This window comes from Streptomyces silvisoli (genome assembly GCF_029269905.1).
GTDB lineage: Bacteria > Actinomycetota > Actinomycetes > Streptomycetales > Streptomycetaceae > Streptantibioticus_A > Streptantibioticus_A silvisoli_A.
Genome location: NZ_JARJBC010000017.1, coordinates 1 through 14,784, shown reverse-complemented (window position 1 = coordinate 14,784; position 14,784 = coordinate 1). Strand labels below are relative to the sequence as shown.

Annotated in this window: 6 protein-coding genes, 1 tRNA gene and 1 rRNA gene; 1 reads left to right on the top strand and 7 read right to left on the bottom strand. The window is 70.3% G+C overall.

Going from position 1 to position 14,784, the window contains the following annotated elements; all coding sequences use genetic code 11:
• Positions 1-7: 7 nt before the first annotated feature.
• From P3G67_RS24330 to P3G67_RS24315, 4 genes are all read right to left on the bottom strand, one after another.
• Complete coding sequence (locus P3G67_RS24330) at positions 8-811, bottom strand: helix-turn-helix domain-containing protein (protein ID WP_276095385.1); 804 nt, start codon at positions 809-811, stop codon at positions 8-10.
• Positions 812-1,046: 235 nt separating this feature from the next.
• Positions 1,047-3,818, bottom strand: coding sequence for a DNA translocase FtsK (locus P3G67_RS24325; protein ID WP_276095384.1), 2,772 nt, complete (start codon positions 3,816-3,818; stop codon positions 1,047-1,049).
• A gap of 104 nt (positions 3,819-3,922) precedes the next feature.
• Positions 3,923-4,603 carry a response regulator gene (locus P3G67_RS24320; protein WP_276095383.1) on the bottom strand — a complete coding sequence of 227 codons (681 nt, stop codon included), beginning with the start codon at positions 4,601-4,603 and terminating at the stop codon, positions 3,923-3,925.
• 299 nt (positions 4,604-4,902) lie between these two features.
• Positions 4,903-10,344, bottom strand: coding sequence for a HAMP domain-containing protein (locus P3G67_RS24315; protein WP_276095382.1), 5,442 nt, complete (start codon positions 10,342-10,344; stop codon positions 4,903-4,905).
• A gap of 402 nt (positions 10,345-10,746) precedes the next feature.
• On the opposite strand from P3G67_RS24315, the gene P3G67_RS24310 reads away from it, so the two are divergent.
• Entirely contained in the window at positions 10,747-13,359 is a 2,613-nt protein-coding gene (locus tag P3G67_RS24310; RefSeq protein ID WP_391858333.1) for a SpoIIE family protein phosphatase, read from the top strand.
• A gap of 72 nt (positions 13,360-13,431) precedes the next feature.
• Here the strand turns inward: P3G67_RS24310 and P3G67_RS24305 are convergent.
• The 3 genes from P3G67_RS24305 to rrf form a co-directional block, all read right to left on the bottom strand.
• Positions 13,432-13,504, bottom strand: a tRNA-Thr gene (locus tag P3G67_RS24305).
• Between the two features lie 63 nt (positions 13,505-13,567).
• On the bottom strand, positions 13,568-14,518 hold the full coding sequence (locus tag P3G67_RS24300) for a DegT/DnrJ/EryC1/StrS family aminotransferase (protein ID WP_276095380.1): 951 nt from the start codon (positions 14,516-14,518) through the stop codon (positions 13,568-13,570).
• Between the two features lie 143 nt (positions 14,519-14,661).
• Positions 14,662-14,778 (bottom strand): 5S ribosomal RNA (gene rrf, locus P3G67_RS24295).
• Between the last annotated feature and the right edge of the window lie 6 nt (positions 14,779-14,784).

Here is a 14,784-nt window from a genome sequence, read left to right as displayed (position 1 = left end):
GTCGCGGCTATCCGGCCTGCGGGTTGCCCGGGGTGAAGTCGGTGCGGACCAACTGGCCGTCGTTGCCCGCTGTGCCGAGGTCCTTGCCGTTGACGAACATCTTGACCGCTCCGGCGTTGCCGAGCACCAGGGAGATCTTCTTGTCGTCGGTGAAGATCTTGGACTGGCCCTGGTCGAGTAGCCCTTCGAACAGCGAGTGCCCGTCGTTGGCGGTCGCGGTGATCCAGCTCTTGCCGCCGTCGGCGGTGAGCTTGACGGTGACCTTGTCGCCCGGGGCGGCGGCGATGGCGCTGCGGCTGGGCTCGGGGGTCTTGCTGGCGGGTGGATGGGTCGCCGGGTGGCTGGGGCTGGGCTGGGTGGCGTTCCCGGCCACCGACTCGGTGCCGCTGCGCGCGCCGCTGAACATCGTGAAGCCGACGAAGCCGACCACGATCACGATCGCCGCGACCATGGCCGCGGTCCAGTTGGGACGGCGCGGATCCGGACGGATCCTCTCCGCCTCGTAGACCGGTGCCACCTGGGTGGGGCTGGGCTTGCCGCCGTGCTCGCCGTCGTAGCTGTCGATCAGCGGCGCCGGATCGAGGCCCACCGCCCGCGCGAGCGTGCGGATATGGCCGCGGGCGTAGACGTCGCCGCCGCAGCGGGAGAAGTCGTCCTGTTCGATCGCGTGCACGATGGGCGCCCTTACCCGGGTGGCCGCGCTGATCTCCTCCACGGTCAGACCGGCGTCGAGACGTGCCCGGTGCAGGGCGCGGCCGATGGACAGGGGTGCCTCGGAAGCTGCGTCGGAAGGTGAGTTGCCGATGGACACGGGGGCGCCTTTCGAGCGTGTAGCCACCTGCTGGAAATTCAGTTTAGGGGCGGTCGGCGAGCATCAGGCAAGCGGACGAGATGACTTTGTCGGCCAACGGAAGTCCGCCGGCCTGCGGCCTTGGTCGTACCGCCGTCGGCCGTCGGCCATCTGCCCGCCCCCTGCCTCCGTTTGACGTACGAGCGGCGCTTACGGTTGCCCGTGTCACCGCTCTGGGCGAACCGTACGGCCACGGCTAGCCCTGTGTGTCGCCGCGGATCACCGCGAGCACCCCGTCGAGTTCGTCAGGCTTGACGAGGACGTCGCGCGCCTTGGAGCCCTCGCTGGGTCCGACGATGTTCCGCGACTCCATCAGATCCATGAGTCTGCCCGCTTTCGCGAAGCCCACGCGCAGCTTTCGCTGAAGCATCGAAGTCGAGCCGAACTGGGTGGACACCACCAGCTCCGCGGCCTGCAGCAACAGGTCGAGGTCGTCGCCGATCTCCTCGTCGATCTCCTTGCGCGGACCGCTGGGTCCGGTGACGTCCTCCCGGAAGACCGGTGCGAGCTGGGACTTGCAGTGCGCCACCACCGCGGAGACCTCGTCCTCGGTGACGAACGCGCCCTGCAACCGGATCGGCTTGTTGGCGCCCATCGGCAGGAACAGCCCGTCGCCCTTGCCGATCAGCTTCTCGGCGCCCGGCTGGTCGAGGATGACCCGGCTGTCGGCGAGCGAGGAGGTGGCGAAGGCCAGCCGGGAGGGCACGTTGGCCTTGATCAGGCCGGTGACCACGTCGACGCTCGGCCGCTGGGTGGCGAGCACCAGGTGGATTCCGGCGGCGCGGGCGAGCTGGGTGATGCGCACGATCGAGTCCTCGACGTCGCGCGGCGCCACCATCATCAGGTCCGCCAGCTCGTCCACGATCACCAACAGGTAGGGGTACGGCGACAGTTCGCGTTCGCTGCCCTCGGGCGGCTTCGCCTTGCCGGACCGCACCGCCGCGTTGAAGTCGTCGATATGGCGGAAACCGTACGCCGCGAGGTCGTCGTAGCGCAGGTCCATCTCGCGGACCACCCACTGCAGCGCTTCGGCGGCCTTCTTCGGGTTGGTGATGATCGGGGTGATCAGGTGCGGGATGCCCTCGTACGCGGTCAGTTCGACGCGCTTGGGGTCGACCAGCACCATCCGCACCTCGTCCGGAGTGGCCCGGGCCATGATCGAGGTGATCAGGCAGTTGATGCAGGAGGACTTGCCGGAACCGGTGGCACCGGCGACGAGGACGTGCGGCATCTTGGCGAGGTTGGCCATCACATAGCCGCCCTCGACGTCCTTGCCCAGGCCGACCGTCATCGGGTGCTCCTCGCCCGAGGCGTCCGCGGAGCGCAGCACATCGCCGAGGTTGACCATCTCCCGGTCGGAGTTGGGGATTTCGATACCCACAGCCGACTTGCCCGGAATGGGACTTATGATCCGTACGTCCGGACTGGCCACCGCGTACGCGATGTTCTTGGTGAGCGCGGTGATCCGCTCGACCTTGACGGCCGGGCCGAGCGCGACCTCGTAGCGGGTGACCGTCGGGCCCCGGGTGAACCCGGTGACCGAGGCGTCGACCTTGAACTCGGAGAACACACCGGACAGCGCCGCGACCACCGCGTCGTTGGCGGCGCTGCGGGTCCGGCCGGGACCGCCGCGCTCCAACAGGTCGAGGGAGGGCAGCGAGTAGGTGATGTCGCCGGAGAGCTGGAGCTGCTCGGCCCGCGGCGGCAGCGAGTCGGCGGCCGGGGGCGCGGGCTTCTTCGTCAGGTCCGGCACCGCGTCGGCCGGGGACGCGGTCTCCTCGGCGCGCGCGGCCGGGACCGCGGAGCCCTGCCCGCTCTTGACCATCGAGATCCGGCTGGTGATGTCCGCGACCACCGGAGACGGGTGCACCCCGTGCAGCACGGCGCCGTCCAGCGCGGCGGCCGCGGCGGCCGCGACGTCCACCGGGTCGGGTGCGCTTCGCGCCGTTTCCCGCTTGCTGAAGTCCACCGGCGCGCCCTGGCCGCGCCGCGGCCTGCGGCGGCCCAGCTCCTCGGCCTCCGCCGCCGCGGCGTCCACCGCGTCGCGAGCGGCGGAGCCACGGCTACGGGAGCGGCGGGGGCGCGGCTGGTCGTCCGGGTCTGTGTACCCGGCGTCGTCGTACGGCTCGTCGTCGTACCCCTCGTCGCCCGCGTCGTACAGCCCGAGCCGGGTGCCGAGGTGTCTGAGCCGCTGCGGGATGGCGTTGACCGGTGTGGCGGTGACCACCAGCAGCCCGAACACCGACAGCAGCACCAGCAGCGGCACGGCGAGCGCCGAGCCGACGGTGAACAGCAGCGGCTCGGCGGCGGCCCAGCCGATCATGCCGCCCGCGTCGCGCAGCGCCTGCGCGCCCTGCCCGCGCCCGGGCGCGCCACAGCCGATGTGGATCAGCCCGAGGACGCCGACGATCAGCGCGGACAGGCCGATGACGATGCGCCCGTTGGCCTCCGGGCGTTCCGGATAGCGCATCAGCCGGATGGCGACGATCGCCAGCAGTATCGGCACCAGCAGGTCCAGCCTGCCGAACGCACCGGTCACCAGCATGTCGATCAGATCGCCGACCGGCCCGCTGAGGTTGGACCAGGTACCGGCCGCGATCACCAGCGCGAGGCCGAGCAGCAGCAGCGCCAGGCCGTCCTTGCGGTGCGCCGGGTCCAGCCCGCGGGCGCCCCGGCCCACACCGCGGAACACCGCGCCCACACTGTGCGCGAGGCCCAGCCACAGGGCCCGCACCAGCCGCAGTACCGGATGCGTGGGACTCGGCGCGGGCTTCGGCGCGGCCTTGGGCGCCGGCTTCCTGGCGGAAGCCTTCTTGGCGGCCGGACGCGGCTTCGCGGCGGCCTTCTTCGCCGGTGCCTTCTTCCGGGGAGCACCGGCGGCACCGCCCGCGGCGCCCGACGTGCGCCCGGTGCGTTTGGCGGGAGCCGCGGAGCTGCTCGAACCCTTGCCGGACGTACGTGAGGCCATGGTGCCGAGGTTACCGCCGTTGCCCCAGGGGCCGGTACGAGGCGTGACATACGCCCGTTCGTGTCGCAGCCCAGATGTAGCAAGGGTGACGCGGCGTCAACAGGTCATCCCTGCGGGGGCGCCGCCGACGGGCCCGGGTCGGCGCCCGGCTCCAGCGCGTCCAACGCCCGCCGCAGACCGGTCAGCTTGCGCTCCAGATGCGCCGCGGTGGCCACCGCGGCGGCGTCGGCCGAGTCGTCCAACTGCTTGGACAGCGCCTCCGCCTGCTCCTCCACCGCCGCGAGCCGCGCCGACAGTTCGGCGATCAGGCCCACCGGCTCCTTGCCGCCGTCGCCCCCGGAGTGGCCGCCCTGTTCCAGCTGCAGGCGCAGCAGGGCGGCCTGCTCACGCAGTTGGCAGTTCTTCATGTACAGCTCGACGAAGACCGACACCTTCGCCCTGAGCACCCACGGGTCGAACGGCTTGGAGATGTAGTCGACCGCGCCCGCCGCATAGCCGCGGAAGGTGTGGTGCGGACCGTGGTTGATGGCGGTCAGGAAGATGATCGGGATGTCCCGGGTGCGTTCCCGGCGCTTGATGTGCGCGGCGGTCTCGAACCCGTCCATACCCGGCATCTGCACATCGAGCAGGATCACCGCGAAGTCGTCCGTGAGCAGCGCTTTGAGCGCCTCCTCCCCGGACGATGCCCGAACCAGTGTCTGATCGAGCGCGGAGAGGATGGCCTCCAGCGCCAGCAGATTCTCCGGCCGGTCATCGACCAGGAGGATCTTGGCCTTCTGCACCATAGCCCGTCCTCCTCGGCCCGGCATGGGGCCTCCCCTGCTCGCAGAGCTCGGGGAAGCACCGGGCGCCGCCCCCAGGGACGACTCCTGTACGCCGCCCGTCCTTGTGCCGGTCATGGTAGCCGCACCCCGTCGCTCGCCACACCCTGTCACCGCCATGTCACTGTGCACGTAGCAGAAACGTGGCGGGGGACCAGAAGGTTCCCTGCATACCGCACTCTCACACCCCTTCGGGCACGCCTTGTTGTGCGATGACGCGTTCTCATCCGGCTCTCACCCGGCCGCGTTCGCCTCCGCCCGTCTCAACGCGCCCGCATCCACTGCTCCATGACCGACAGCAGGTGGTCGGTGTCCACCGGCTTGGTGACGTAGTCGGACGCTCCGGACTCGATGCTCTTCTCCCGGTCGCCCTTCATCGCCTTCGCGGTCAGCGCGATGATGGGCAGCCCGGCGAACTGCGGCATCCGGCGAATCGCCGAAGTCGTGGCGTAGCCGTCCATCTCCGGCATCATGATGTCCATCAGGACGACGGCGACATCGTCGTGCTGCTCCAGCACCTCGATGCCCTCCCGGCCGTTCTCCGCGTACAGCACCACCAGCCCGTGCTGTTCCAACACGCTGGTGAGCGCGAAGACATTGCGGATGTCGTCGTCGACGATCAGCACCTTCTGCCCGTTGAAGCCGCCCCGCGTGCCGCGTTCCGCACGCCGCGGGCCCTCCTGCTGGCCGCTGTCCACCCAGGAGTCCTCCCCGAGCTGCGGCCCGGCCCGCCGCTCCGCGGCCGGCAGCGCCCGGCGGCGCAGCCGCGACAGCCCGCCGCCCCGGCCGTAGGGGGCGTGGCCGGACTCCTCGGGCGCCACGGCGGCGGGCGGCTCCTCGGCCGCCGCGGCGCCGTCCGCGGCCGGCTTCTCCCTGGCGGGCGTCTCCCCGGTGCTCAGCGGCAGGTAGAGGGTGAACGTCGAGCCGCGGCCCGGCTCGCTGTCCGCGTGGATCTCACCGCCGAGCAGCCGGGCGATCTCCCGGCTGATGGACAGCCCCAGGCCGGTGCCGCCGTACTTGCGGCTGGTAGTGCCGTCGGCCTGCTTGAACGCCTCGAAGATGACCCGCATCTTGCTGGCCGCGATGCCGATGCCGGTGTCGGTGACCGAGAACGCGATCAGCTCCTGGTCGGGGTCGCGCAGCGAACCGGACTCCAGCATCTGCTCGCGGATGGCGACCGGGATCTCCTTGCCCGCCGGGCGGATGACCAGCTCCACCGCGCCCGCGTCGGTGAACTTCACCGCGTTGGACAGCAGGTTGCGCAGCACCTGCAACAGCCGCTGCTCGTCGGTGTGCAGGGTCATCGGCAGTTCCGGCGAGACCCGCACCGAGAAGTCCAGGCCCTTCTCCGCGGTCAGCGGCCGGAAGGTGGCCTCCACGTAGTCGACCAACTGGACCAGGGCGATCCGGGTCGGGCTGACGTCCATCTTGCCCGCCTCGACCTTCGACAGGTCGAGGATGTCGTTGATCAGCTGCAACAGGTCGGAGCCCGCGCCGTGAATGGTCTCGGAGAACTCCACCTGCTTGGGCGACAGGTTGCCGTCGGCGTTGTCGGCCAGCAACTTGGCCAGGATCAGCAGCGAGTTGAGCGGGGTGCGCAGCTCGTGCGACATGTTGGCGAGGAACTCCGACTTGTAGCGCATCGAGACGGCGAGCTGCTCGGCCCGCTCCTCCAGCACCTGCCGGGCCTCCTCGATCTCGGTGTTCTTCACCTCGATGTCGCGGTTCTGCTGGGCCAGCAGCTCGGCCTTCTCCTCCAGTTCGGCGTTGGAGGCCTGCAGCGCCTTCTGCCGGTTCTCCAACTCGGCCGAGCGCTCCCGCAGTTGCGCGGTCAGCTCCTGGGACTGCTCCAGCAGGCCCTCGGTCTTGGTGTTGACCGAGATGGTGTTGACGCTGGTCGCGATCATCTCGGCGATCTGGCTGAGGAAGTCCTTCTGGATCTGGGTGAGCGGCTGGAAGGAGGCCAGCTCGATCACCCCGAGGACCCGGTCCTCGAACAGCAGCGGCAGCACGATCACATGGGCGGGCGGCGCCTCACCGAGCCCCGAGGCGATCTTCAGGTAGCCCGGCGGCACGTTCTCCACCAGGATCGTGCGCCGCTCCACCGCCGCCTGGCCGATCAGCGACTCGCCCGGCAGGAACGAGGTCGGCATGGTCCGCCGCGAGTAGCCGTAGCTGCCGATCAGCCGCAGCTCGTACGCCGCGCCCTCGGCACCGCCGATCTCGCCGCGCTCGCCGTTCTCCCCGATCTCCTGGGCCAGGAAGAACGCGCCGTGCTGGGCGGAGACCACCGGCGTCAGCTCGCTCATGATCAGTGCCGCCACGTCCACCAGGTCGCGACGGCCCTGCATCAGGCCGGAGATGCGGGCCAGGTTGCCCTTGAGCCAGTCCTGCTCCTTGTTGGCCAACGTGGTCTCGCGGAGCTTGACGATCATCGTGTTGATGTTGTCCTGGAGTTCCAGGATCTCGCCCGCCGCGTCCACGTCGATCCGCAGGTTGAGGTCGCCGCGGGTCACCGCGGTCGCCACCTCGGCGATGTTGCGGACCTGGTTGGTCAGGTTGTTGGCCATCAGGTTCACGGAGTCCGTAAGGTCCTTCCAGATGCCGGAGACTCCCGGCACCCGGGCCTGACCGCCCAGCCGGCCCTCGGTACCCACCTCGCGGGCCACCCGGGTCACCTCGTCACCGAACGCCGACAGCTGGCCGACCATGGTGTTGATGGTGGTCTTCAGCTCCAGGATCTCGCCACGCGCGTCCACGTCGATCTTCTTGGACAGGTCGCCGCGGGCCACCGCCGTGGTCACCATCGCGATGTTGCGCACCTGGTTGGTGAGGTTGGACGCCATCGAGTTCACCGACTCGGTGAGGTCCTTCCAGGTACCCGACACACCCGGCACCCGGGCCTGGCCGCCCAACTCGCCCTCGGTGCCCACCTCACGGGCCACCCGCGTGACCTCGTCACCGAACGCGGACAGCGTGTCCACCATCGTGTTGATGGTCTCGGCGAGCTGCGCGACCTCACCGCGCGCCTCCACGGTGACCTTCTTCGTCAGGTCGCCGTTGGCGACCGCGGTGGAGACCGCGGCGATACTGCGCACCTGCGAGGTCAGGTTGTTCGCCATGATGTTGACGTTCTCGGTGAGGTCCTTCCAGATGCCGGACACATCACGCACCCGCGCCTGACCGCCCAGCCGGCCCTCGGTGCCCACCTCACGGGCCACCCGGGTCACCTCGTCACCGAACGCCGACAGCTGGTCCACCATGGTGTTCACGGTGGTGACCAGTTCGAGGATCTCGCCCTTGGCGTCCACCGTGATCTTCTTCGACAGGTCGCCCTGCGCGACCGCCGTCGTCACCTCGGCGATGCTGCGGACCTGGTCGGTCAGGTTCGACGCCATGCCGTTCACGGACTGCGTCAGGTCCTTCCAGGTGCCCGACACGCCCTTCACATCGGCCTGGCCGCCCAGGATGCCCTCGGTACCCACTTCGCGCGCCACCCGGGTGACCTGCTCGGCGAAGGCGGAGAGCTGGTCGACCATCGTGTTCAGGGTGTTCTTCAGCTCCAGGATCTCGCCCCGGGCGTCCACGTCGATCTTCTGCGACAGGTCACCACGCGCCACCGCCGTGGCGACCTGCGCGATGTTGCGGACCTGGTCGGTCAGGTTGGACGCCATGCCGTTCACGGAGTCCGTCAGGTCACGCCACACACCGGCGACCCCGGGCACCTGCGCCTGGCCGCCCAGCCGGCCCTCGGTACCCACCTCACGGGCCACCCGGGTGACCTGGTCGGCGAAGGCGGAGAGCTGGTCGACCATCGTGTTGATGGTGTTCTTCAGCTCCAGGATCTCGCCGCGCGCGTCGACCTCGATCTTCTGCGACAGGTCACCACGCGCCACCGCCGTCGTCACCTGGGCGATCTGCCGCACCTGTGAGGTCAGGTTGCCCGCCATGAAGTTGACGGAGTCGGTCAGGTCCTTCCAGGTGCCCGAGACACCCGGCACCTCCGCCTGACCGCCCAGCCGGCCCTCGGTACCCACGTCACGCGCCATCCGTGTCACCTGGGCGGCGAACGACGACAGTTGGTCCACCATCGTGTTGACGGTGTTCTTCAACTGGAGCATCTCGCCGGAGACATCGACCGTCACCTTCTGCGACAGGTCACCGTTGGCCACCGCGGTCGTCACCTGGGCGATGTTGCGCACCTGGCCGGTGAGGTTGCGGAACGCCGTGTTGACGGAGTCCGTCAGGTCCTTCCACGTACCGGCCGCGCCGGGTACCTGCGCCTGACCGCCGAGTTCGCCCTCGACGCCGATCTCCCGTGCCACCCGGGTCACTTCGGAGCCGAACGACGAGAGCTGGTCGACCATGGTGTTGACGGTGTTCTTCAACTCCAGCATCTCGCCGGAGACATCGACCGTCACCTTCTGCGACAGGTCACCGTTGGCCACCGCGGTCGTCACCTGCGCGATGTCCCGCACCTGCGCGGTCAGGTTGCGGAACGCCGTGTTGACGGAGTCCGTCAGGTCCTTCCACGTACCCGCCGCACCCGGCACCTGCGCCTGACCGCCCAACTGGCCTTCGGCTCCGACCTCGTAGGCGACCCGGGTCACCTCGTCGGCGAAGGTGCGCAGCGTCTCGGTCATGCCGTTGATCGTCTCGGCGAGCTGGGCCACCTCACCGCGCGCCGCGATGGTGATCTTCTGCGAGAGGTCACCGTTGGCCACCGCGGTGGTCACCTGCGCGATGTCCCGCACCTGCGCGGTCAGGTTCCCGGCCATGGTGTTGACCGAGTCCGTCAGGTCCTTCCACACACCGGCGACCCCGGGCACCTGGGCCTGGCCGCCGAGTTCCCCCTCGGTGCCCACCTCCCGGGCCACCCGGGTCACCTCGGAGGCGAACGACGAGAGCTGGTCCACCATCGTGTTGACGGTGTTCTTCAACTCCAGCATCTCGCCCGCCACATGGACGGTGACCTTGCGCGACAGATCGCCCTTGGCCACCGCCGTGGTGACCAGCGCGATGTCCCGCACCTGCGCGGTCAGCCGGGACGCCATGGTGTTGACCGAGTCCGTCAGGTCCTTCCACGAACCCGACATGCCGCGCACCCGGGCCTGCCCGCCCAGCTTGCCCTCGGTGCCCACCTCACTTGCCACCCGCGTCACCTCGTCGGTGAACGCCGACAACTGGTCCACCAGGCCGTTGACGGTACGGCCCACCTTCAGGAACTCCCCGCGCAGCGGATGCGCCGAGCCGTCGGGACCCTGCGAACGCAGGTCCATGCGCTGCTCCAGGTCGCCCTCGGCGACCGCCGACAGCACCCGGCCGACCTCGGACACCGGCCGCACCAGATCGTCCACCAGCGCGTTCGACGCGTCGATCGCCGCGGCCCAGGCTCCCTCGCAGGCGCCGACCTCCAGGCGCTCGGTGAGCTTGCCCTCCCGGCCGACGACCCGCCGGACCCGCGCCAGCTCCCCTGTGAGGTGCTGGTTACGGTCCGCGACCTCGTTGAAGACCGCGGCGATCTCGGCCATCACACCGTCACCGGAGACCGTCAGTCGTTTGCGGAAGTTCCCGTCCCGCATGGCCACCAGCGCGGACAGCATCCTGTGCAGAGCGGCTGAGTCGACCTCGACGGTCCCGTTGGCGCGGGACCGCGCGCCCTTCGTCCGCGTGGCGCCGCCACGCGGCGATGCACCAGACTCCACCGTGTCCCTCCCGGAGGGTCGAACGTCGACTTGCCCTGGCCCTTGCCCCTGCCCAAGGCCCTCCCAGTGTTTCACCATGGTCGGCCTTGGCCATAACGGTTCGGCAGCATGGCATACCAGACCCCGGTGTGGTTGCCACAGAGCGATCCCGATGGATCACGATGGAAAACACCCGCAACCGGCGCACGCGCGCCCCAGGTGGGTAAGTAACCTGGCATCCGGTTGCCCGCCAAGAGCCGGGCGTACACCTGGGCAGCGGAGGGGTGCCGCGACATGCGCGAGCAGAGCGCCGAACCGGGGCGTGGTCCGGCCGCGACCAACGCTCCCGAGACCCGGCTTCGCCATGTGGGAGAGCAACGAAGCAGCCACGACCCGGGTGACCCACGACACATGAGGAGCCAATTGATCACCGCGCGTGCAGCCGCCACCTTCGAGCCGGTCGGACGCTCGGTCGCCACCGCACGTGCCTTCGTCCGCGACACCCTGCAGGGCTGGGGCTTCAGCGACGTGGTCGACGACGCCGTCGTGCTCACCAGCGAACTGGTCACCAACGCCGTGGTGCACGCGGGCACCGCCGCCGACGTGCTCTGCCTGCGCTACCCGGCGTCGGTGCGCATCGAGGTCGCCGACCACTACCCCGAACGCGAGGTCCCGCTGCACGAGGGGGACCGCGTCAGCCACCCCGACCGCGAGGGCGGCCGCGGCCTCATCCTGTGCTCCGCGCTGGCCTCCCGCTGGGGCGTGGAGTACGCCCCGACCCACAAGCAGGTGTGGTTCCAGCTCGACCTGCCCGAACGCCCGGCCGGTACCCGCGCCGCGGGCCCCGCCCTGCCGCTCACCTCGCTGCCGTTGACGGACTCCCAGGTCCGGGTCGCCGTCATCCAGGTCGACCGCGACGGCATCATCAGCGGCTGGAACGAGGACGCGCAGTCACTGTTCGGGCACTCACCGCAGCAGGTCGTCGGCAAGGCGCTCGGCGACCTCACCGCCTGGCCGCAGACCCCCGGCACCGGCTTCGGCCTCGCCGAGGCGCTGCGGCTCTCCCGCTGGGAGGGCTCGTACGGGCTGCGCGGCGCCGACGGCAAGGTCCAGCCGGTGTACGGCTCGCATCTGCGGGTGCGCGACTCCTCCGGCGAGCCGTCCACGGTCTGCCTGCTGGTACGCGACCACGAGCGCGCTGTTCTCCAGGGCGGCCCGCTGCGCGGCTCGGCGCAGGACCCGGCAAAGGCCGACCGCAGCAAGACCACCACCGACCCCTTCGAGGTCTTCATCGGCTCCCCCGCCCCCGACGACCTCGACAGCCTGCTCCAGCGCACCGTGGAACGGGCCCGGGACATGCTCGACGGTGACGCCGCCTACCTGCTGCTCGCCACCGACGACGAGACCGAGCTGGAGGTGCGCGCCTCCACCGGTCTGCCCGCGGCCCGCCAGCGGTTCGCCCGGGTGCCCGTCGAGGCGGGCACCGGCCGCTACGGCAGCGCACGCATGCCCGCCGTGCACGAGGACCTCATCGCCGCGCCGGGCGCCGTACCGCTGCTGGCCGGCACCGGGATGCGCTCGGTGGTCACCGTGCCGCTGAAGGTGGAGGGGCGGCTGACCGGCTCCCTCGGCGTCGCCGCCGAATCCCCCGGCCGCTACAGCAACGAGGAGGCGCTGCGCCTGCAGTTCGCCGCCGACCGGATCGCACTGGCCGTGGAGAGCGCCCGGCTCACCGAGCTGGAACGGCTGCGCCGCGGCTCGCTGTCGTTCCTCGTCGAGGCCTCCGACCTGCTGGCCGGAACGCTGGAGCGGGACCAGACACTGGCCCTGATGGCCCAGATGACCGTCCCAACCCTGGCCAGTTGGTGCGCCGTCTACACCATCGCCGAGCAGTCGGAGCCGGAGCTGGCCTTCGTACTGCACGAGGACGAGGACCGCATCGACGGCCTGAAGGCACTGCTGTCCCGCATCGCCCCGCCCTCCCCCGACCCGACCCCCGGCGCCCGGGTGTGGACCGCGCCCTCCGACGCCGCCCACTCCACCGCGCTGCGCGCCTCGCTGCGCAGCCTCGGTCTGGCCGAGGCCGGCCGTCCGGCGACCGGCACCGGTGCGCACGCCACCGCCTCGGCGGTCGGCGGCGAGACGGTCGTACTCCCGCTGGTCGCCCGCAACCGCGTGATCGGCATGCTCACCCTCGGCAAGCCCTCCGACGAGCGCTTCCGCCAGGAGATCCTCGAACTCGCCGAGGACCTCTCCCGCCGGGCCGCGCTCGCCCTGGACAACGCGCGGTTGTACTCGGAGCGCACCGCAATCAGCCAGTCGCTGCAACGCAGCCTGCTGCCGCCGGAACTGCCGCAGATCCCCGGCGTCGAGGTCGAGGTGATCTACCAGGCCGCGGGCGAGGGCAACGAGGTCGGCGGCGACTTCTACGACCTGTTCCCGATCCGCGAGGGCTGCTGGGGCTTCGCCATCGGCGACGTGTGCGGTACCGGCCCGGAGGCCGCGGCGGTCACCGGCCTCGCCCGACACGCGCTGCGCCTGCTCGCCAGGGAGGGCTTCGGCGGCCCGGCGGTACTGGAGCGGCTCAACGCCGCGATCCTCGACGAGGGCGCCCGCAGCCGCTTCCTGACCCTGCTCTACGGGGAGTTGTGGCCGCAGGAGGACGGCAGCGCACTGCTCAAGGTGGTCTGCGCCGGCCATCCGCTGCCGCTGCGGCTACGGCAGGACGGCACCGTCGAACCGGCGGCCGAACCGCAGCCGCTGCTGGGCGTGTTGGAGGACCTGGAGCTCATCGAGCAGACCGTGCAACTGGAGCCCGGCGACGTGCTGCTGTGCGTGACCGACGGCGTCACCGAACGCCGTGAGGGCAGCAGGATGCTGGGCGACGACGGGCTCGCCGAGGTCCTCGCGCAGAGCACCGGCCTCACCGCGGGCGCCGTGGCGGCACGGGTGCAGCGGGCGGTCGAACGGTTCGCCGCGGACGCACCCTCGGACGACATGGCGATCCTGGCGATGCGGGTTCCCGAACTCCAGTGAACTCCCGCGGTCCCGAAGCGAAATGCACGAAGGCCCCGCCTGATTTCCACCAGGCGGGGCCTTCGTCATCTGAGCCCCAATACGGAATCGAACCGTAGACCTTCTCCTTACCATGGAGACGCTCTGCCGACTGAGCTATTGGGGCGCGCCGACAGGGAAGATCGTAGCCCATCGCTCCCGTCGACCAAAATTGACGGCCGGCCGCGGGCTAAAGCAGCCCGCCGAGTGCGTTGCAGGCCGAGACGATCCGCTCCACCTCGCGCTCGGTGAGGAGCGGATGCACCGGCAGCGACAGCGTCTCGGCCGCCGCACGTTCGGTGTGCGGCAAATCCACCGGCATACGAAAGGCCGGAATGCGGTGCAGCGGGGTGGGCACCGGAATTCCCGCGTCGACGCCACGAGTTGCCAGCGCCCTGGCGAACGCGTCCCGGTCCGGTCGGCCGTTCCCCGGCACCCGCACCACATACCGGTGGTAGACATGCCGGGCGCCCGCCGCCACGTGCGGTATGTGTACGCCCTTCAACGCCGAGTCGAAGACACGGGCGTTGGCCCGGCGCCGCGCGGCGAACCCGGCCAGCCGCTCCAGCTCTCCTCGCCCGGCGACCGCGGACTCGTCGGTGAGCCGCACCTCCGGCGTACGCAACTCCCTGACCCTGCGGGCGAGTCGTGGGTCCTCGGTGACGACGGCCAGGCTGAACGCCGCCAGAACGCCGAAGGTACCGACCGGTTCACGGTCCAGCCCGGCCCCGCATGCCTCCGACGCGTCCTCCACCAGGGCCAGTCCATGGGCCCGCGCCAACTCGGCCAGCCGACGCATGGGTGCCGGGTGCCCGAACCGGTGCCCGGCGACGATCGCGACGGTGCGCCAACTGATCGCGGCTGCCACGGCATCCGGGTCCAGGCAGAAGGTGTGCGCGTCGATGTCCGCGAAGACCGGGGTGGCACCGGCCAGCCGAACGGCCTCCACCGCCGCCGCGGGACCGTACGAGGGCACGATCACCTCGTCGCCCGGCACCACGCCGAGCGCGACGAGGGACAGGCGGAGGGCGGTGTGCCCCTCCTGGACGGCAACGCAGTGCCGTCCGCCCACGAGGTCCGCGAACTCCTTCTCGAACACGGTGACCAACGATCCTTCGACCACGCTGCCGCTCGGCTTCACGCCGCACCTCCAGTCGTCGATGCTGGCCAGGCTCCCGAGGCCCGACGATCGGCGGTCAAGCGGCGGGTGAACGACGGATGATGAAAACGCAAAAAGCCTCAGTTCCCGTGCTCGGCACGGGAACTGAGGCTCTCTGAAAATTTGTTCGGCGGTGTCCTACTCTCCCACAGGGTCCCCCCTGCAGTACCATCGGCGCTGAAAGGCTTAGCTTCCGGGTTCGGAATGTAACCGGGCGTTTCCCTAACGCTATGACCACCGAAACACTA